At 59.6% G+C, this 18253-nt stretch carries 18 protein-coding genes; 13 read left to right on the top strand and 5 right to left on the bottom strand.

The window, feature by feature from the left end; translation table 11 throughout:
- Positions 1 to 171 precede the first annotated feature (171 nt).
- The 8 genes from ACQ4OB_RS19250 (at position 172) to ACQ4OB_RS19285 (ending at position 9598) form a co-directional block, all read left to right on the top strand.
- Complete coding sequence (locus ACQ4OB_RS19250; RefSeq protein ID WP_430956267.1) at positions 172 to 1962, top strand: acyclic terpene utilization AtuA family protein; 1791 nt, start codon at positions 172 to 174, stop codon at positions 1960 to 1962.
- Positions 1963 to 1974: 12 nt separating this feature from the next.
- Positions 1975 to 2844: an SDR family oxidoreductase gene (locus tag ACQ4OB_RS19255; protein ID WP_102614786.1), complete on the top strand. Its 870-nt coding sequence runs from the start codon at positions 1975 to 1977 to the stop codon at positions 2842 to 2844.
- A gap of 3 nt (positions 2845 to 2847) precedes the next feature.
- A complete protein-coding gene (gene atuC, locus ACQ4OB_RS19260) occupies positions 2848 to 4464 on the top strand; it encodes a geranyl-CoA carboxylase subunit beta (RefSeq protein WP_102614787.1) in 1617 nt (538 codons plus the stop codon).
- Positions 4465 to 4593: 129 nt separating this feature from the next.
- Positions 4594 to 5751: a citronellyl-CoA dehydrogenase gene (gene atuD / locus ACQ4OB_RS19265; RefSeq protein ID WP_430956268.1), complete on the top strand. Its 1158-nt coding sequence runs from the start codon at positions 4594 to 4596 to the stop codon at positions 5749 to 5751.
- Positions 5748 to 6545 (top strand): enoyl-CoA hydratase/isomerase family protein, encoded by a 798-nt coding sequence (locus tag ACQ4OB_RS19270; RefSeq protein ID WP_102614789.1) that lies wholly within the window; start codon positions 5748 to 5750, stop codon positions 6543 to 6545. The genes atuD and ACQ4OB_RS19270 overlap by 4 nt, the downstream gene beginning before the upstream one ends.
- Positions 6546 to 6668: 123 nt before the next feature.
- Positions 6669 to 8630 (top strand): acetyl-CoA carboxylase biotin carboxylase subunit, encoded by a 1962-nt coding sequence (locus tag ACQ4OB_RS19275; protein WP_430956269.1) that lies wholly within the window; start codon positions 6669 to 6671, stop codon positions 8628 to 8630.
- Between the two features lie 71 nt (positions 8631 to 8701).
- Positions 8702 to 9244 (top strand): exonuclease domain-containing protein, encoded by a 543-nt coding sequence (locus tag ACQ4OB_RS19280; protein WP_074878771.1) that lies wholly within the window; start codon positions 8702 to 8704, stop codon positions 9242 to 9244.
- A 69-nt stretch (positions 9245 to 9313) separates the two neighbouring features.
- Positions 9314 to 9598: a pyrimidine/purine nucleoside phosphorylase gene (locus tag ACQ4OB_RS19285; protein ID WP_074878773.1), complete on the top strand. Its 285-nt coding sequence runs from the start codon at positions 9314 to 9316 to the stop codon at positions 9596 to 9598.
- 72 nt (positions 9599 to 9670) lie between these two features.
- On the opposite strand, the gene ACQ4OB_RS19290 is transcribed toward ACQ4OB_RS19285, so the two are convergent.
- Positions 9671 to 10477: an MOSC domain-containing protein gene (locus ACQ4OB_RS19290; RefSeq protein ID WP_074878775.1), complete on the bottom strand. Its 807-nt coding sequence runs from the start codon at positions 10475 to 10477 to the stop codon at positions 9671 to 9673.
- Between the two features lie 84 nt (positions 10478 to 10561).
- Positions 10562 to 11497 carry a chemotaxis protein CheV gene (locus ACQ4OB_RS19295; protein ID WP_074878777.1) on the bottom strand — a complete coding sequence of 312 codons (936 nt, stop codon included), beginning with the start codon at positions 11495 to 11497 and terminating at the stop codon, positions 10562 to 10564.
- 461 nt (positions 11498 to 11958) lie between these two features.
- Here ACQ4OB_RS19295 and ACQ4OB_RS19300 point away from each other — a divergent pair, with 461 nt between their 5' ends.
- From ACQ4OB_RS19300 to ACQ4OB_RS19310, 3 genes are all read left to right on the top strand, one after another.
- On the top strand, positions 11959 to 12429 hold the full coding sequence (locus tag ACQ4OB_RS19300) for a hypothetical protein (RefSeq protein ID WP_074878779.1): 471 nt from the start codon (positions 11959 to 11961) through the stop codon (positions 12427 to 12429).
- A 334-nt stretch (positions 12430 to 12763) separates the two neighbouring features.
- Positions 12764 to 13657, top strand: coding sequence for a sensor histidine kinase (locus tag ACQ4OB_RS19305; protein WP_074878781.1), 894 nt, complete (start codon positions 12764 to 12766; stop codon positions 13655 to 13657).
- Positions 13654 to 14310 (top strand): response regulator, encoded by a 657-nt coding sequence (locus tag ACQ4OB_RS19310; RefSeq protein WP_074878783.1) that lies wholly within the window; start codon positions 13654 to 13656, stop codon positions 14308 to 14310. Before ACQ4OB_RS19305 ends, ACQ4OB_RS19310 begins: the two co-directional genes overlap by 4 nt.
- Here ACQ4OB_RS19310 and yegS read toward each other — a convergent pair.
- Positions 14294 to 15211 (bottom strand): lipid kinase YegS, encoded by a 918-nt coding sequence (gene yegS, locus ACQ4OB_RS19315; RefSeq protein WP_430956270.1) that lies wholly within the window; start codon positions 15209 to 15211, stop codon positions 14294 to 14296. The two genes, ACQ4OB_RS19310 and yegS, sit on opposite strands and share 17 nt — an antisense overlap.
- A 229-nt stretch (positions 15212 to 15440) precedes the next feature.
- Between yegS and ACQ4OB_RS19320 the strand changes: the two genes are divergently transcribed.
- Positions 15441 to 15755, top strand: coding sequence for a hypothetical protein (locus ACQ4OB_RS19320; protein WP_074878786.1), 315 nt, complete (start codon positions 15441 to 15443; stop codon positions 15753 to 15755).
- Positions 15756 to 15815: 60 nt separating this feature from the next.
- Here ACQ4OB_RS19320 and ACQ4OB_RS19325 read toward each other — a convergent pair whose 3' ends face one another.
- Complete coding sequence (locus tag ACQ4OB_RS19325) at positions 15816 to 17042, bottom strand: molybdopterin molybdotransferase MoeA (protein ID WP_102614795.1); 1227 nt, start codon at positions 17040 to 17042, stop codon at positions 15816 to 15818.
- Positions 17026 to 17565: a molybdenum cofactor biosynthesis protein B gene (gene moaB, locus ACQ4OB_RS19330; protein ID WP_074878790.1), complete on the bottom strand. Its 540-nt coding sequence runs from the start codon at positions 17563 to 17565 to the stop codon at positions 17026 to 17028. Before moaB ends, ACQ4OB_RS19325 begins: the two co-directional genes overlap by 17 nt.
- Before the next feature lie 81 nt (positions 17566 to 17646).
- Here moaB and mobA point away from each other — a divergent pair, with 81 nt between their 5' ends.
- A complete protein-coding gene (gene mobA / locus ACQ4OB_RS19335) occupies positions 17647 to 18249 on the top strand; it encodes a molybdenum cofactor guanylyltransferase MobA (protein ID WP_430956271.1) in 603 nt (200 codons plus the stop codon).
- Positions 18250 to 18253 lie beyond the last annotated feature (4 nt).

Genomic DNA, 18253 nt, shown 5'->3' on the forward strand with positions numbered 1-18253 from the left:
ATCAATCAAATACGCCGCACGCCGCTAAAACCGCGGGCTTGCGCGGGCAATTTAAGCTGGACGGCGCAACCAAGCAAGCGCTCGGGCCGAAGATATTTATACCGTTTACAAACCAAGCGCTTGCTTGGTAGTCTCGACGCACTTCTATCGCAGGTGACTATGGAGTTGACTGTGCCCAAGACAATCCGCATCGGTTGCGCCAGTGCCTTCTGGGGCGACACCTCGACCGCCGCCGCGCAACTGGTGGAAGGTGGGCGCCTGGATTATCTGGTGTTCGATTATCTGGCCGAAATTACGATGTCGATCATGGCCGGTGCGCGGATGAAAGATCCCCAGGCCGGTTACGCCAGCGACTTCATCGAAGTCCTGAGCCCGCTGCTGGGTCAACTGGCCGAACAGAAAATCCGTGTCATCAGCAACGCCGGCGGGGTCAATCCGCAAGCCTGCGCCGCCGCTTTGCAAGCGGCTTGCGACCAGGCCGGAGTGACGCTGAAAATCGCCGTGTTGCTGGGCGATGACCTGCAGCCGCAGTTCAAACAGCTGAGCAGCAGCGGTATCCATGAAATGTTCAGCGGCGCGCCCCTGCCGCCGATGTGTGTCTCGACCAACGCCTACCTCGGCGCACCGGGCATCGTCGAGGCCCTGCGTCTGGGCGCCGACATCGTCATCACCGGCCGCGTGGTCGACAGCGCCGTGGTCAGCGCCGCGCTGGTGCATGAATTCGGCTGGTCCTGGCACGACTACGACAAACTCGCCCAGGCGGCATTGGCCGGGCACCTCATCGAATGTGGCGCCCAGTGCACCGGCGGCAACTTCACCGATTGGCGCGAGGTGCCCGACTACGAACACATCGGCTTTCCCATCGTTGAAGTCAGCGCCGACAGCCAGTTCATCGTCAGTAAACCCGACGGCTCCGGCGGCCTGGTCACTCCCCTGACGGTCGGCGAGCAAATGCTGTATGAAATCGGCAACCCGCAGGCGTATCTGCTGCCGGACGTGGTCTGCGATTTCACTGAAGTCAAACTCGTGCAACAAGGCAAAAACGCGGTTCAGGTACACGGCGCAAAAGGCCTGCCGCCGACCGATCAGTACAAAGTCAGCGCGACGTACCCGGACGGTTTCCGCTGCACCGCCAGTTGCCTGATCGCCGGGATCGATGCGGTCGACAAGGCGCGTCGAGTCAGTGAAGCCATCATCAACAAGACCTCGGAAATCTTCAGTCAGCGCGGTTGGCCACCCTACAGCGAAGTGAACATCGAATTGCTTGGCAGCGAGGCCACTTACGGGCCCCACGGTCAGCGTCAGGACAGCCGCGAAGTGGTGATCAAACTCGCGGTGCGCCATCCGGGCAAACAGGCGTTGATTGTGTTTTCCCGGGAGATCGCCCAGGCCGCCACAGGCATGGCACCGGGGTTGACCGGGATTGTCGGTGGCCGGCCGACGGTGTATCCGCTGATCCGGCTGTTCTCCTTCCTTATCGACAAAACCGCCTGCACGCTGGAAATTGATCTCAAGGGCCAGCGCCACCCCTGTGCCTTGCCCGCCGTTGATGCAATCGACACCGCCGACCTGCCCGTGGCGTACGCCCCACCGAAACCCTCGGGCCGAGCCGATGCCAGCGTGGCCCTGGTCAAACTCGCCGTGGCGCGCTCCGGTGACAAGGGCAACCACAGCAACATCGGCGTCATGGCCCGCGAGCCGGAGTACCTGCCGTGGATTGCCGAAGCCTTGACGCCGGCAGTGATCGTCGACTGGATGAGTCATGTCCTCGATCCGATCCACGGACGCGTCGAACGCTGGTACCTGCCGGGCACCCACAGCCTTAATTTTCTGCTGGAAAACGCCCTGGGAGGCGGTGGCGTGGCCAGCCTGCGGATCGACCCGCAAGGCAAAGCCTTCGCCCAGCAACTGCTGGAAATCCAGATACCGGTGCCGCAGCGCATCGCCGACCGGGTCAACTAGAGGACTGTCGCCATGGCTTACGATTCGATTTTCAAAGCCGACTTGTTTGCAGGCCAAAACATCATCGTCACCGGTGGCGGCAGCGGCATCGGCCGTTGCACCGCTCACGAACTGGCGGCCCTCGGCGCCCATGTGCTGCTGCTCGGGCGCAAGGCTGACAAGCTGAAAAACGTCGCGGCCGAGATTACCGAAGATGGCGGCAAGGCTGACTGGATGGTCTGCGACATTCGTGAGGAAGAAACGGTCAAGCATGTGGTCAGCGAATTGATCCGCAAGCACGGACCGATTCACGGCCTGGTCAACAATGCTGGCGGGCAGTACCCGTCGCCGCTGGCGTCGATCAATCAGAAAGGCTTCGATACGGTGTTGCGTACCAACCTGATGGGCGGCTTCCTGATGGCCCGGGAAGTGTTCAACCAATCCATGAGCAAACACGGCGGTGCCATCGTCAACATGCTCGCCGACATGTGGGGCGGCATGCCCGGCATGGGCCACTCGGGCGCGGCCCGTGCAGGCATGGACAACCTCACCAAGACCGCCGCGTTCGAATGGGGTTATGCCGGGGTGCGGGTCAACGCCGTGGCGCCGGGCTGGATCGCGTCCAGCGGCATGGACACCTACGAAGGCGCGTTCAAAGCGGTGATCCCGACCTTGCGCGAACACGTGCCGCTGAAACGCATCGGCACCGAATCGGAAGTCAGCGCGGCGATCGTTTTCCTGCTCAGCCCGGCCGCGGCATTTGTCAGTGGCAGCACCTTGCGCATCGACGGCGCCGCCAGCCTCGGCGGGCGTGCCTGGCCGATACACAAGGCGCAGATCAGCGAGTCGTATAACGGTTTTCACCGTGCCTACCTGCCTGACGTGCTCAAGGACAAGGAATAAGTCATGCCGGTGATTCAGTCGCAAGTGGACCCATTCAGCGAACAGTTCGCCCGCAATCGCGCGGCGATGCTGGTCGGCATCGAGCATGTCCGCCAGCTCGAACAGAACCTGCTGAACAAAGCGGCCGAGGCCAAACCCAGGTTCGACAAGCGCGGCCAATTGTTGCCCCGTGAACGCCTCAATCTGCTGCTCGACCCTGGCGCACCGTTTCTCGAACTGGCGAGCCTGGCGGGCTACAAGTTGCACGATGACAAGGACGGCAGCTCGGCAGGCGGCGGGTTGATCGCCGGGATCGGCTACGTGTCCGGCGTGCGCGTACTAGTAGTGGCAAACAATAGTGCGATCAAGGGCGGGACCATTTCCCCCAGCGGTTTGAAAAAATCCCTGCGCCTGCAACAGATCGCCATGGAGAACAAACTGCCGGTCATTACCCTGGCCGAAAGCGGTGGCGCCAACCTCAATTATGCGGCGGAGATTTTCGTCGAAGGCGCCCGCAGCTTTGCCAATCAGGCGCGGATGTCGGCCATGGGCCTGCCGCAAATCACCGTGGTCCATGGCTCGGCCACGGCGGGCGGCGCCTATCAGCCAGGGTTGTCGGATTACGTCGTGGTGGTGCGTGGCAAGGCGAAGCTGTTTCTGGCCGGCCCGCCGTTGCTCAAGGCTGCCACCGGCGAAGTCGCCACCGATGAAGCATTGGGCGGCGCCGAGATGCATGCGCAGATCGCCGGCACCGCTGAATACCTGGCCGAGAACGATGCCGACGGCGTGCGCCTGGTGCGCGAGATTGTCGGCCTGCTGCGGTGGAACGATCAGCTGCAATGGCTACCCGAACGTCACTGGGAAGAACCGCTCTACCCCATCGATGAGTTGCTCGGGCTGATTCCCGACGATGCGAAAAAACCTTACGACGTGCGCGAAATCATCGCGCGGATAGCCGACGGCTCGAACTTTCTCGAATTCAAGGGCGAGTTCGATCAGCAAACCGTCTGCGGCCATTTGCAGATTCAAGGCCGCGCCTGCGGGTTCATTGGCAACAATGGGCCGATCACGCCCAAGGGTGCGAGCAAGGCGGCGCAGTTCATTCAGCTCTGTGATCAGAGCAAGACGCCGTTGCTGTTCTTCCACAACACCACCGGGTTCATGGTCGGCACCGAGTCGGAGCAGCAGGGCGTGATCAAACACGGCGCGAAAATGATTCAAGCGGTGGCCAATGCCCGGGTGCCTAAACTGACTATCGTCGTCGGTGGCTCCTATGGCGCCGGTAACTACGCGATGTGCGGCCGCGGCCTCGACCCGCGCTTCATCTTCGCCTGGCCCAACAGCCGCACGGCGGTGATGGGCGGCGCCCAGGCCGGCAAAGTGCTGCGGATCGTCACCGAGGCCAAACAGGCCAAGGACGGCCTGGTACCCGACCCGAAAATGCTCGACATGCTGGAACAGGTCACCGCGCAGAAACTCGACAGCCAGTCCACCGCGCTGTACGGCAGCGCCAGCTTGTGGGACGACGGGTTGATCGATCCTCGCGATACCCGGACCTTGCTCGGGTACTTGCTGGATATCTGCCATGAGGCTGAAGTGCGGCCATTGCAATCCAACAGCTTCGGCGTCGCTAGATTTTGATCGTCCCCACGCTCTGCGTGGGAATGCAGCCAGGGACGCTCCGCGTCCCAAGAGCGGACGCAGAGCGTCCATAGAGGCGTTACCACGCAGAGCGTGGGAACGATCGGGTTCGTCAGGAGAACAATAAGAATGATCTTCACCCAGGAACACGAAGCACTGCGCCGCACTGTCCGCCAATTCGTCGATCACGAGATCAATCCTCACGTCGATGAATGGGAAAAGGCCGGACGCTTTCCGATCCACGAGCTCTTCCGCAAGGCCGGCGAGCTCGGCCTGTTGGGGATTTCCAAACCGGAAAAGTTTGGCGGCATGGGGCTCGACTACAGCTATTCGATCGTCGCGGCTGAAGAGTTCGGCACCATCCATTGCGGCGGCATTCCGATGTCCATTGGCGTGCAGACCGACATGTGCACCCCGGCCCTCGCCCGCTTCGGCTCCGATGAGCTGCGTGAAGTATTCCTGCGACCGGCGATCACTGGCGAGCAGGTCGGTTGCATCGGTGTTTCCGAAGTCGGCGCCGGTTCCGATGTGGCCGGTTTGAAAACCACCGCCCGCAAGGACGGCGACGACTACGTGATCAACGGCAGCAAGATGTGGATCACCAACTCGCCGAGCGCGGATTTCATCTGCCTGCTGGCCAACACTTCAGACGACAAACCGCACATCAACAAGTCGCTGATCATGGTGCCGATGAACACCCCGGGCATCAGCCTCAGTTCGCACCTGGACAAGCTCGGCATGCGCAGTTCGGAAACCGCCCAGGTGTTTTTCGACAACGTGCGCGTGCCGCAACGCAACCGCATCGGCCACGAAGGCGCGGGGTTCATGATGCAAATGCTGCAGTTCCAGGAGGAGCGGCTGTTCGGCGCGGCGAACATGATCAAAGGCCTGGAGTACTGCGTCGACAGCACCATCGAGTACTGCAAGGAACGTAAAACCTTCGGCAATGCGCTGATCGACAATCAGGTCATCCACTTTCGCCTGGCCGAACTGCAAACCGAAATCGAATGCCTGCGGGCATTGGTCTATCAGGCCACCGAGCAATACATCAAAGGCCAGGACGTCACCCGCCTGGCGTCGATGGCCAAACTCAAGGCCGGGCGCCTGGGCCGGGAAGTCAGCGACAGCTGCCTGCAATATTGGGGCGGCATGGGCTTCATGTGGGATAACCCGGTGGCCCGCGCGTACCGTGACGTGCGGCTGGTGTCGATCGGCGGCGGTGCCGACGAAATCATGCTGGGGATCATCTGCAAACTCATGGGCATCCTGCCGGGGAAAAACAAATGAGCGCCCTGCCGGTTTGCCAGACCTTGTTGCTGGAATCGCACAACGGCGTCCTGCACATCACCCTCAACCGCCCCGAAAGCCGCAATGCCATGAGCCTGCTGATGGTCGCGGAACTGCGTGCGGTGCTGTTGGCCGTGCGCGATGACCGTGGGATTCGTGCCTTGGTGATCGGTGGTGCCGGCGGGCATTTTTGCGCCGGTGGCGACATCAAGGACATGGCCAACGCACGCGCTCAAGGCCCGAGCGCCTATCGCGACTTGAATCGCGCATTCGGTGCGCTGCTGCAAGAGGTGCAACACGCGCCGCAAGTGGTGATCACGGTGCTGCAAGGCGCGGTGCTCGGCGGTGGTTTGGGGCTGGCCTGCGTCAGCGATGTCGCCTTGGCCGATCACCAGGCGCAATTCGGTCTGCCGGAAACCAGCCTCGGCCTTCTGCCTGCGCAGATCGCACCGTTCGTGGTGCAGCGAATCGGCCTGACCCAGACACGTCGACTGGCGCTGACCGCGGCACGTTTCGATGGCACACACGCACGGCGCATGGGGCTGGTGCATTTTGTCGAGCATGACGCGCAAGCGTTGGCCGAGCGTCTCGATGAAATTCTGGCCCATGTGTTGTGCTGCGCGCCGGAGGCGAATGCGACGACCAAAAAGCTGTTGCTGGCGAGTGCCGGACAGCCCTCGAATGCGTTGCTGGATGAAGCGGCCGACTGGTTCAGCGAGGCAGTGACCGGGGCTGAAGGTATTGAGGGGACCATGGCTTTCGTGCAAAAGCGTAAACCGGGCTGGGCGCCTTAAAAGCATCGTCGGAACGCCGCCCGGAGCAGGTTCACTCCCACAGGGGAATGCATTTCAAATGTGGGAGCGAGCCTGCTCGCGATGAGGCCGTCACTTTCACCGCACAACTTCAGAGAAGACCCAATGCCCGGACTCAGAAAAATCCTGATCGCCAACCGCGGTGAAATAGCCTGCCGCATCCAGCGCACCGCCCAGGCCCTGGGCTATCGCACGGTCGCAGTGTTCAGCGATGCCGACGCCAATGCGCTGCATGTGCAGCTGGCCGACGAAGCCGTAAACATCGGCCCGGCACCGGTGCAGCAGTCCTATCTGAATATCCCGGCCATTCTCGACGCCGCCCGGCGCACCGGCGCTGACGCGATCCATCCGGGCTATGGCTTCCTCTCGGAAAACGCCGGGTTCGCCCGCGCTTGTCAGGATGCCGGCATCACCTTCATCGGCCCCAGTCCCGATGCCATCGAACTGATGGGCAGCAAACGCCTGTCAAAACTCGCCATGCTCGATGCCGGTGTGCCGTGTATCAAGGGTTATCAGGGCGAAGAACAGGACGACGCCACCCTGAGCCGCGAAGCCGCACGCATCGGCTATCCGCTGATGATCAAGGCCAGTGCCGGCGGTGGCGGGCGTGGCATGCGCCTGGTGCGCGAGGCTAAAGATTTGCTCGAACAGCTGCGCACCGCTCGCTCCGAAGCGCTGCATGGGTTTGGCAGCGACGAACTGATCCTCGAGCAAGCGCTGATCGACCCGCGTCATGTCGAAGTTCAACTGTTCGGCGACCAGCACGGCAACCTGGTCTACCTTGGCGAGCGCGACTGCTCGATCCAGCGTCGCCATCAAAAAGTCATCGAAGAAGCGCCCTGCCCGGTGATGACCGCCGAGTTGCGTCAGGCCATGGGTGAAGCGGCGCTAAAAGCAGGTCGCGCAGTGAATTACATTGGCGCTGGCACCGTCGAATTTCTGCTGGATGCGCGCGGGCAGTTTTACTTTCTGGAGATGAACACCCGTCTCCAGGTGGAGCACCCAGTGACCGAATTGATCACCGGCCTCGATCTGGTGGCCTGGCAGTTGCACGTCGCCGAAGGGCTGCCGTTGCCGTTGCGCCAGGAGCAGGTCCAGCTCAGCGGCCATGCCATGGAAGTCCGCTTGTACGCCGAAGATCCGGCGCACGGTTTTCTGCCACAGACCGGTCGCATCACCGCCTGGGAGCCTGCGTTGCAGAGCGGCGTGCGAATCGATCATGGCTTGGTCGAAGGCCAGACCATCAGCCCGTTTTATGACCCGATGCTGGGCAAGATCATCAGCCACGGCGCCACCCGCGAAGAAGCCCGGCGCAAACTGCTGCGGGCAGTGCAGGACAGCGTGCTGCTCGGCGTGCAGAGCAATCAGCGTTTGCTCGCCAGCCTGCTCGAACATCCGCAGTTCATCAGTGGTGAGTTCAGTACCGGCTTCATCCCGACTCACTTTGCCGAGCATCCTTGCCTGCATGCGCATGTGCCGAGCGCCGAAGAACTGGCCATCGCTGCGGCATTGTTCTATCAGGCTTCGGCGCAGGTTCATCACGCGCCACTGGCCGGTTGGCGCAACAACGCCAGCGTGCCGCTGCACTATCGAATCGGCCTTGAGGATCAGGATTGGCCTGTGGAGTTGAACGCTGTATCGGGTGAGCCGTATCGGATTCAAGTCGCAACAGTGCCCTTTGAATTGAAGATCATCCAGTGCGACGGATGCTGGGCCAGCCTGGACATCAACGGTGTCCGCCGACGCCATGCCTACCGTCTTGAGGCCGGGCAACTCTGGCTGTTCACCCGTCCCGGCAGTGTGCGGCTGATGGACCGCACGCAAGCCTTGGTCAGCAGCCAGGCCAGCGTCAGCTCCGGCACCCTCAAGGCTCCGATGGACGGGGCGATCGTCGACGTGCTGGTGACCGAGGGCAGCCCTGTCAGTAAAGGCCAGTTATTGGTGGTGCTGGAGGCCATGAAAATGGAGCATCCGCTCAAGTCAGGCATCGACGGCGTGCTCAAACGCTTGCAGGTCAGGGTCGGTGACCAGGTGAAAAATCGTCAGATTTTGTTGGAGGTCGAATAAGCCGCTAGGCGGATCCGCCGGGTTTGGCTACGCTCAAGCCCTATCAGGACGCGGATACCAGGAACCCTGCGATGCCTCACTGGCTGGTCATTGATCTGGAAGCCACCACCGATGAGGGTGGTTGGCCAGTAACAGAAATGGAAATCATCGAAATCGGCGCCACCCTGGTGGACCGAAAAGGTCGAGAACTGGATAGCTTTCAGCGCTTCGTACGCCCGACGCGTCGGCCTTTGCTGACGCCGTTTTGCCGGCAACTGACCCACATCACCCAGGCCAACATCGACGCCGCGCAGTCTCTGAGCGAGGTCTGGGCGTCGTTCGAACACTGGCTCGGCCAGCATCACTCGCGCCTCGAAGGCTGGGCCAGTTGGGGCGATTACGATCGCAAACAGCTGGTCCAGGAGTGGGAGCGCCTGCAACTCGACAGCGCCCTGAGCCGGGTTCCGCACATGAACCTCAAACAGCGCTTTGCCAAGTCTCGACGTCTGGAACGCCCGTTAGGGCTCAACGGCGCGCTGCAGCTGGCGGGCATGCAGTTCAGTGGCCAACAACATCGGGCGCTGGAAGATGCGCGCAATACCGCACGATTATTACCATTGGTTCTTCCGTCTTAGAGAGGTGACGCCGGCATGGGCCTTGTGCATACTGGCCGGCCCTTTTCAGCCCTTTTCGAGGAATCGCCCATGTTTAAAGTCAACGAGTACTTCGACGGCACCGTCAAGTCGATCGCCTTTGGCACCGCTGAAGGTCCTGCGACCATCGGCGTCATGGCACCGGGCGAATACGAATTCGGCACCAGCCAGCGTGAAATCATGCACGTGGTGTCCGGCGCCCTGACCGTCAAACTGCCGGACAGTAGCGACTGGGAAACCTTCTCCGCCGGCAGCCAGTTCAACGTGCCCGCCAACAGCAAGTTCCAGCTGAAAGTGGCCGTCGACACCGCTTACCTGTGCGAATACCGCGGCTAAAACCCCGGGTTTTCACAGCGACAAAAAAATGCCCGCGTCCTTGGACACGGGCATTTTTTTGTTCAGATGGTCCTATTCAAGGATCGTCACCGGCATACCGACTTCAAGTTGGCCATTGCTGTCGTTGACCAGGTTCTGTCCGAACATCGCGCCGTCGGCTTCGCTACGGTATTTCTGCAATGTAGCCAGAGGTTCACGATCTTCGCTGCGCTCACCGGTTTGCGGGTCGATGGTGGTCAGAATGCAACGTGAACACGATTTGACCACGCGGTACTCGACATCGCCGATGCGGATACGCTTCCAGCCATCTTCGGCATACGCCTCGCTACCCTCGATCACCAGGTTGGGCCGAAAGCGCAGCATTTCCAGCGGGCGGCCGACTTTTTGCGACAAGTCATCCAGTGAGGCCTGTCCGATCAGCAACAGCGGAAAGCCATCGGCGAAGGCCACCTGATCATCGTCCTTGCCGTAGCCGGCCTGGGTGGTCCGTGCGCGATCAAGAGGGACTTGTACCAGGCGAGTCGGTTTGCCAATGAACTCACTGACCCAGGCACCCGCCTCGTCACCGGCATCCGGCACACGCAACGTATCGCGCCAAATGGTCACGCCACGCAGTTCAGCGTGGCTGGCAGGCAGGGCGACATTGATCGGTAAGCGGCCCGGCGCACTGAGGGTCAAGCCACCGTCGGCATTCCACAACGCCGACAGTTGACTCATCTGCGCCACGGCACGCTGGGTCAGAAAGCGCCCGCTGGCCTCGTCCACCAGCATCCAGCGTCGATCACCGTCCAGGCCCAGCTTGTCGAGGCTGACCTGCTGCAGGATCTCGCCCTTGCCGGATTTCAACGGATAACGATACAGCGCGCTCAGACGCAACATGGCCAGCTCCCTGGTGGATAAAAACGCCACCCTATACGAGCTTGATCACCGAATCAAAGGCCAAAACTGTGGGAGTGTGTTGGGTCAGGCAGGCACTTCGTCGAGCATCAGACGCTGGCGCACCACATCGACGAGTTTGTCCGGCTGGAATTTGGAGAGGAAGTTGTCGCAGCCAACCTTCTTCACCATCGAGTCGTTGAAGCTGCCGGACAACGAGGTATGCAGGACCACATAAAGGCCACGCAAGCGCGGGTCGTTGCGGATTTCCGTGGTCAGGCGATAGCCGTCCATTTCCGGCATTTCCGCGTCGGTAAAAATCATCAGCAGTTTGTCGGTCATGTTCACACCGGTATCGGCCCAGGCCTTGAGCATGTTCAGCGCCTTCAAGCCGTCGCTGGCGATGTGCATCTTCACGCCCAGTTGACCCAGGGTGTCGCGCAATTGCGACAGGGCCACGTTCGAGTCGTCCACCAGCAGCACTTCACGGCCACGGGCACGTTCCAGAACCGGATCGTCGAGTTTTTCGCGCGAGACCTTGGCGTTGTACGGGACGATTTCCGCGAGAACTTTTTCGACGTCGATGATTTCCACCAACTGGTCGTCGACCTTGCTGATAGCCGTCAAATAATGCTGGCGACCGGCGCTGGCCGGCGGCGGCAGAATGGCTTCCCAGTTCATGTTGACGATACGGTCCACGCCACCAACCAGGAACGCCTGCACCGAACGGTTGTACTCGGTGACGATGATCGTACTGGTCGGGCCTGGCACCAACGGGCGCATGCCGATGGCCTGGGACAGGTCGATCACTGGCAAGGTCTGGCCACGCAAATTCACCACGCCGCAAACAAACGGATGACGCTGGGGCATCAGGGTCAGCTTCGGCAGTTGCAGCACTTCCTGCACTTTGAACACGTTGATCGCGAACAATTGACGTCCGGCCAGCCGGAACATGAGAATTTCCAGGCGATTCTCACCCACCAGTTGCGTGCGTTGGTCTACCGTGTCGAGAATGCCGGCCATCAATGACTCCTGGGCTTGTTCTGATGAATTCACTAAAGGGGGTTATCGGCTGTTTTTGCCGGACCTTGACCCCCGTGTAAAATGCCACGAACAAACATTGATGTCACATTAACATCATGCTTTACTGGCCAGGCGATTCATCTGCCCCATTGCCTGCCGCGAGACCTCGTTTCGTTCGGTTGGTTCCCCTGTGTAAGGGATTCCCCTAGTAACAATCAGGCCCAACCTGATATTCGCAATATCCAATAGCCATTAATGTGACGCCATTCTCATTGCATGAACGGAGTCAGGCTTTTGTGTGCGATCGCAGGTAAGTGGCCATCCACCCTATCGAGTTCCCCAGCCTGCAGCCAGACAGGCCGGCGCGCGATCTCACGACGGCATGGCAATGCGGGGACCATGATCGTCCCCGTCGACACACACGACACTCCCGCATTTGACATGACGTTGTGGAGATAGACATGCCGAACGATCGTAACGAATGGGCTAACCGGCTCCCTGAATTTCTCGTCGAAGCAGAAACACTGCTGGTTAAAACCGAGGAGTGCCTGAGCCATTTGCAGCTGATCAGCAATGACAAGGACGCCATCGACTGCATGCTGAGCACCCTGCTCAAACTGGCCAACAAGGCCGATGCTCTTGCCTTGGCAGCCGTTTCGGAATTTTCGTTGCACATTCATGGTTTGCTCAGCCATGCGCAGAATCACATGGATTTACACGACCAGGCCCTGAGTGCGCTGAAAGACTGCCTGACGTTGATCGCCTGGCAACTCGAGCTTATCGATCAGAAGACCGGCCAACTCAGCCTGGATGACAGCGAACAGACCTCCCTGATCGAAGCCTTCGCCTTTCAGGTCGGACACAGCCAGTTTCACCCCCCCGCTCATTCCAAACCGCTCACACTCGTTTCCTTTGCAGGTCGGCAAGCCTGAATTATCGGGCTTCTATGCCGTGCTGAAATTTTATTGCCGTGAAGCCCCTTTAGCGGGCTCATGTCGCATTTGAATATTTCATACCTGCTTACGACAACTCGAAACCAAATAAACCACTCTTTCAGCCAACTTTTTCCATTATGGAACTGCTGTCCATAGAGTGCTTGTTTCCTGACTCGACTGACATATAGACCAAACGCGACCAACGGTATCTTAGGTGGTAGTATGCCGCCCATTAGTTGACGTCAATTAATGGCAGATTGACTCCAGACAGAGACCGTTATCCTCGATGCCCCGGTCTTCCCGCAGCGAACATCTATTGGCTCCATCCGCTATGTACGCCAGCCTCAAGTCAATCATACGAAGGCTACCCTCCTCAAAGTACGCGCACCTGGTCATGCTTGTGTTGTGTACCTGCTCGGCGCTTGGCAGCGCGCTGGTTTATAGCCTGTCCACTCGCCTGCCGCTGAGTCTGCTTGCCCTCAATATCGCCGCGTTGGCCTGCGTCTGGGTGCGGCATTGTTTTTCGCGCAAGTCGATAAAATTTCAACCCCAGGAATTGGCTGACCGGCTGTTGGAGGTTCAGGAAAACGAACGTCACCGGCTCAGTCGGGAGCTGCATGACGACATCGGCCAATTGCTGACCGCGGCAAAACTTCAAAGCGACTGGCTCAAACGCCGAATGCCCGAAGAACTCCAGGGCCAGTGTTCGGTACTCTGCGACACGCTGGAAGAGACCCTGGCCAAGGTAAGAGACGTGTCGGCCATTCTCAATCCAAGGCAGCTGACCAGCCTCGGCCTGGAAGCCAGTCTGCGCGCGCATTTACTCAAGACACTGGCCAACACACCGGTGCACTGGAGCCTGGAATGCCATCAGCGCCTGTCCGGTATACCGGAGGAAATGAGCCTGGCCGCCTTTCGTATCACCCAGGAAGCGGTGACCAATATATTGCGCCATGCCAAAGCGAAAAATCTGTTGGTCCGCCTGCAACGTCTGCCGCAGGGCCTGACGCTATTGATCAGCGACGATGGCCAGGGTTTCGCGCCAGCGACCGATCCAGGCCGAGAAGGACAACGCGGCATGGCAGGGATGTCGGAGCGGATCAATCAGTTGGGCGGCACACTGAGCATTTGCAGCGAGCCGGGCAAAGGCACTCAAATCGAAGCCCTCTTCCCCTGGGCGCCCCGTGCGCTCGAACGGGCCAGTACGAATAAGGTTATGCGTTGACTTGTAACTTACTTCTGGTGGATGACCACTCACTTATCAGGGCAGGCGTGCGCGCCCTGGTGCTGGATATTCCCGGTTACGCGGTAATCGGTGAAGCCAATGACGGTTCGCAGTTGCTCGAGTTGGTCGAGCAGTTGTCCCCCGACATCATCCTGCTGGATATTTCCATGAAGGAAACCAGTGGCCTTGACGCATTGCAGCGACTCAAGCGCGTACGCCCGCAGAGCAAGGTGCTGATCCTGTCGATGCACACCGATCCCGCACTCATCATGCAGGCATTGGAAACAGGTGCGCATGGCTACTTGCTCAAGGACACCACGGCCACCGAGCTCGAACATGCCCTGGATGCCTTGCGTAACAATGAGCGCTACCTGAGCCCGGCCATCGCCCATACCGTCATCAGCCAGGCGCTGACCCGAACTCAGAAACACCAGCCGGAACCTGATTCGCACAACCTGACAGCGCGTCAGCTGGAAATCCTCCGGCTGATCGTTCGCGGAAAATCTACCCGGGAAATCGCCAATGGCCTGGGCCTCAGCATCAAGACCGTTGAAACCCACCGCTCGCAACTCATGAAGCGCTTGCAGATCTACGATGTAGCAGGCCTGGTACTGTTCGCCGTGCGCGAGCAGATCATCAGCCTGGATGATTGATCAATGGCGATGCCCCCAGCAGCGGCGAGTTTTCAGGTAAATGCACGCGCAGTGCCGCCGGACGTGTCGAGAAACGCAAGTTGTCACCTTCCAGAGGTTCGCCGTCGAGGTTGATACAGAGGCCTTCCGAGACCTTGATTTCGACCCATGGCAAGCGGACTCGCACAAACATGTTGTCGATGCCGAAGCCATCCGCCAGCAGGGTTTTCAAGGTGCCGACGATTTCCTGCGGCGCAGGCAGAATACTGATGTCCAGCAGACCGTCGTCAGCCAGCGCTTCTGGACACAGCACGTGTCCACCGCCAGCCTGCCGGCCATTGCCGATGCCCAATGCCAACAGCTCGCCGCTCCAGTGGAAATCAGGCCCCTGCAACTCGCCATAGGCTGCGTGCAACTCACTGAACCGCGATAAACCGGTGAATAGGTAAGCCGCGCCGCCGAGGATTTTTTTCAAGTCCTCCGAGGTGTTTGCCGTGACCTGGCTGCCAAAACCGCCCGTGGCCATATTCAGGAACACCTGCCCGCCGACCTCCCCCAGATCAATGGCGCTCGGTGCAATGTCGAGAAGTTCCAGCGCCTGCTCGGGCTCCAGAGGCACGCCGGCGGCACGCGCAAAATCATTGGCGGTCCCCAACGGCATCAGTACCAGGCTGGCCTGTGTCGAATGCGCGGCCATGGCTTCGGCAATATCGCGCAAGGTACCGTCACCGCCACCGGCGATGATCTGTGTGTAGCCTGCCGCCAGTGCTTCATCTACCAGCCGCTGTGCGTCGCCCGCTTCCCAGGTCACTCGAACAGCCAGTTCCCAACCCTGTTCTCGCTTGTCCGCAACGGCAGAACGAACCGCCTCGTTGAGCGCTTGCTTGCCATGCAGAATCAACAGCGCCTTGCGTTCGCTCATTAGTTGTCACTCCCATGATTGAATTCCGTATAGGAAATGTTGACCTCATCTCGCCCCATAAAAGTCGCAAGAATTTGAATTTTTTGAAGTCGAGCCGTATGGCGTCCTACAAGGCGGGATTTTTTCTTACAACATGTGAGGAATCGGCTCAATTGACCGAGCAATGCGTTTGGTACACCTTGGCACCAGCAGTTATCAAACATCAGCAGAAACTACACAGGGACGTGCCATGCAAAGCCAAGAGATCAGGTCACCGGTCACTCCGGTTGCATCCTTCGCAGAAAAACGCGCCAATCATCAAGCTGAATTCAAAACCAGCGCAAAGCCCAGTGGAGAGGCTGCCATGGAATCTCGCGTCGTTGAACTGGAGACACACCTCAAATACATCCGACGAGACATCGATGAAGTCCGCAGTGACGTCAAATCCATAAAACACAGGCTTGCCTATTCGGCTATCGGAACAGCCGTCGTCATCGGCGTTCTGGCCTGGATCGCCAATAGCCGTTTCGACCAGCTCGTGACACTCCTGGCTCACCAAGGGTAAGCCATGAACGCGAAACCCGGTTCGATCAACCGGGGTTGCGCGGTAAGACAGCGGCGGGAGTCAGCTCAAGACTTCGCTCAACGGGATGAAGCCCACGTAGTCACCTTCGCTCAGCGTGCGATCCTCCAGCACCTCAACCAGACCATCAGCCCAGGCAGCGCTACGCAGTACACCAGAACTCTGATTCCTGTAGATAATTGCCCGGCCATTCTCCAGACGCCCGCGCAAGTACTCGCGTCGAGTGCCTGCTTTTGGCCATGCAAACCCTGCAGGCACCTGAAACTTAAGGGGCTCAACCTCTTTTACACCCTGGCGGCGCAAGAGATAGGGCCTTGCCAACAAAGCAAAGGTCACCAGCGTTGAAGCCGGATTGCCAGGCAACCCAATCACCGGCACGCCGCGAAAATGCCCGAATGTCAGCGGTTTGCCGGGTTTGATGGCAAGTTTCCACAACGTCAACTCGCCCTCTTCACGCAAGGCAATGCCCAGAAAATCCGCCTCGCCCACCGAGACACCACCGGTGGAAAGGATCAGATCGACATCTTTCAATTCACCAAGACAAGTACGGGTAGTCGCTAAATCATCCGGGAGAATCCCGGCGTCGATCACTTCACAGCCCTGACGCTGCAACCAACTGCACAACAACACTCGATTGCTGTTGTAAATCTGTCCCGGTCCCAGCGCCTGACCCGGTTCAATCAGTTCGTCCCCGGTGGACAGAACAGCAACGCGAACCTTGCGAATCACGTCCAGCTCTGCACATCCCAGCGATGCAACCAACCCCTGCTCGATCGGCCCGAGGCGCGTGCCGGCTGGCAGAATCAATTCACCAACGGTAGCTTCCTGGCCTTGGGGACGAATGTTTTGTCCTGGGGCCATGGTTTGGGTGAAACGTACTCGCTCATCCGCCAGAATCTCGGTGTTTTCCTGCATCTCGACGCAATCTGCACCAGCGGGCACTGGCGCACCGGTGAAGATTCGTGCACAGGTGCCAGGCTTCAACGGCTGCGGAGCCTGACCGGCAAAAATCTTCTGGCTGACTACCAGGGGTTCTCCAGTCCAGTCGGCCACGCGCAAGGCATAACCGTCCATGGCACTGTTGGGCCAAGGTGGCAGATCCAGCGTCGAGACCAGGTCATCAGCCAGCACCCGACCCTGAACCTGCACCAATGGCAAGCGTTCACGCTCACGAATCGGTGAGGCTTCCGCCATTGCCAGCAAGCGTGCCAATGCCACCTCGACAGCCATCAGGCTGCCAGTCTTGCCTGGCTTACCCGCGGGATTCACAGGGTGCCGCCTGTTTAAGATGAGTGACGAAGTTGCACGGGCGGTGCCGCGAATCCAGCTGCTCGGCAAGAATGCCATCCCAACCGGTGCGCACGGCATTGGTCGAACCCGGTAAACAGCAGACCAGCGTGCTATTGGACAAGCCGGCCAGGGCACGGGACTGAACAGTAGAGGTGCCAATATCCGCCACCGATATTTGCCTGAACAGTTCACCAAAACCGTCGACCTGTTTATCCAGCAGGCAACTCACCGCTTCCGGAGTGCTGTCGCGCCCCGTGAAACCGGTACCGCCAGTGATCAGTACCACCTGCACAACATCGTCGGCAATCCAGTTGGCGACTTGCGCGCGAATTTTGTAGAGATCATCTTTGAGCAGAACCCGGGCCGCCAGGTTATGGCCGGCAGCACTCAAGCGGTCGACGAAGAGCTGGCCTGAAGTATCGGTTTCCAGAGTACGGGTATCGCTGACCGTCAGCACCGCGATGTTGAGCGGTGCGAAAGGTACATCAGCCTTGGCTTTCATAGGCTCATCCAGTTGTAGGAGAAACAGCCCGGTGTTATATCACAGCGCTTCATTTTTTCGCCGCCCCCATGGAGACCGGCCATGACCTCGAATACACATTTGCCGCCCTGCTCCATTCTGCTCCTGGCAGGTGGTCGCGGCCAACGCATGGGCGGGCAGGACAAAGGTCTGCTGGAATGGCACGGCGAGCCATTGATTGCCCACTTGCACCGCAAGACCCGTTCACTGAGCGATGACCTGATCATCTCCTGCAACAGAAACCTGGAAAAGTACGCACCCTACGCCGACCAATTGGTTCATGACGATGAAGGCGACTTCCCTGGCCCCCTGGCCGGTATTCGCGCAGGCCTGAAGGCCGCCCGCCATGCGCATTTGCTGGTGCTGCCTTGTGATGTACCGCGCATAGACACCGCACTGCTCAATAGCATGCGCGATTCCGCTAGCCGGCACCCGGACCAACCACTGATGCTTCGCCATGGCGAACACTGGGAGCCTCTGCTGTGCATTATTCCCGTGGCACTCTCGGCGGAATTCGAAAGCGCCTGGAGCGACGGTGAACGCAGCCCGGGTCGCCTCATGCGCAAACTGGGCGCTACGGCCCTGCAATGCCCCGACAATGACCCACGTCTGGCCAACCTCAACACACCAGAACTGTTAAGTGCCCACAACTCTGTGTCAGACTGACACG

Source organism: Pseudomonas sp. ES4 (genome assembly GCF_050586665.1).
GTDB lineage: Bacteria > Pseudomonadota > Gammaproteobacteria > Pseudomonadales > Pseudomonadaceae > Aquipseudomonas > Aquipseudomonas frederiksbergensis.

Bases quoted from the DNA above. Each gene is read 5' to 3' on its own strand.
- ACQ4OB_RS19255 (WP_102614786.1), top strand. From the start codon at position 1,975: ATGGCTTACGATTCGATTTTCAAAGCCGACTTGTTTGCAGGCCAAAAC.
- atuC (WP_102614787.1), top strand. From the start codon at position 2,848: ATGCCGGTGATTCAGTCGCAAGTGGACCCATTCAGCGAACAGTTCGCC.
- atuD (WP_430956268.1), top strand. From the start codon at position 4,594: ATGATCTTCACCCAGGAACACGAAGCACTGCGCCGCACTGTCCGCCAA.
- ACQ4OB_RS19270 (WP_102614789.1), top strand. From the start codon at position 5,748: ATGAGCGCCCTGCCGGTTTGCCAGACCTTGTTGCTGGAATCGCACAAC.
- ACQ4OB_RS19275 (WP_430956269.1), top strand. From the start codon at position 6,669: ATGCCCGGACTCAGAAAAATCCTGATCGCCAACCGCGGTGAAATAGCC.
- ACQ4OB_RS19280 (WP_074878771.1), top strand. From the start codon at position 8,702: ATGCCTCACTGGCTGGTCATTGATCTGGAAGCCACCACCGATGAGGGT.
- ACQ4OB_RS19285 (WP_074878773.1), top strand. From the start codon at position 9,314: ATGTTTAAAGTCAACGAGTACTTCGACGGCACCGTCAAGTCGATCGCC.
- ACQ4OB_RS19290 (WP_074878775.1), bottom strand. From the start codon at position 10,477: ATGTTGCGTCTGAGCGCGCTGTATCGTTATCCGTTGAAATCCGGCAAG.
- ACQ4OB_RS19295 (WP_074878777.1), bottom strand. From the start codon at position 11,497: ATGGCCGGCATTCTCGACACGGTAGACCAACGCACGCAACTGGTGGGT.
- ACQ4OB_RS19300 (WP_074878779.1), top strand. From the start codon at position 11,959: ATGCCGAACGATCGTAACGAATGGGCTAACCGGCTCCCTGAATTTCTC.
- ACQ4OB_RS19305 (WP_074878781.1), top strand. From the start codon at position 12,764: ATGTACGCCAGCCTCAAGTCAATCATACGAAGGCTACCCTCCTCAAAG.
- yegS (WP_430956270.1), bottom strand. From the start codon at position 15,211: ATGAGCGAACGCAAGGCGCTGTTGATTCTGCATGGCAAGCAAGCGCTC.
- ACQ4OB_RS19320 (WP_074878786.1), top strand. From the start codon at position 15,441: ATGCAAAGCCAAGAGATCAGGTCACCGGTCACTCCGGTTGCATCCTTC.
- moaB (WP_074878790.1), bottom strand. From the start codon at position 17,565: ATGAAAGCCAAGGCTGATGTACCTTTCGCACCGCTCAACATCGCGGTG.
- mobA (WP_430956271.1), top strand. From the start codon at position 17,647: ATGACCTCGAATACACATTTGCCGCCCTGCTCCATTCTGCTCCTGGCA.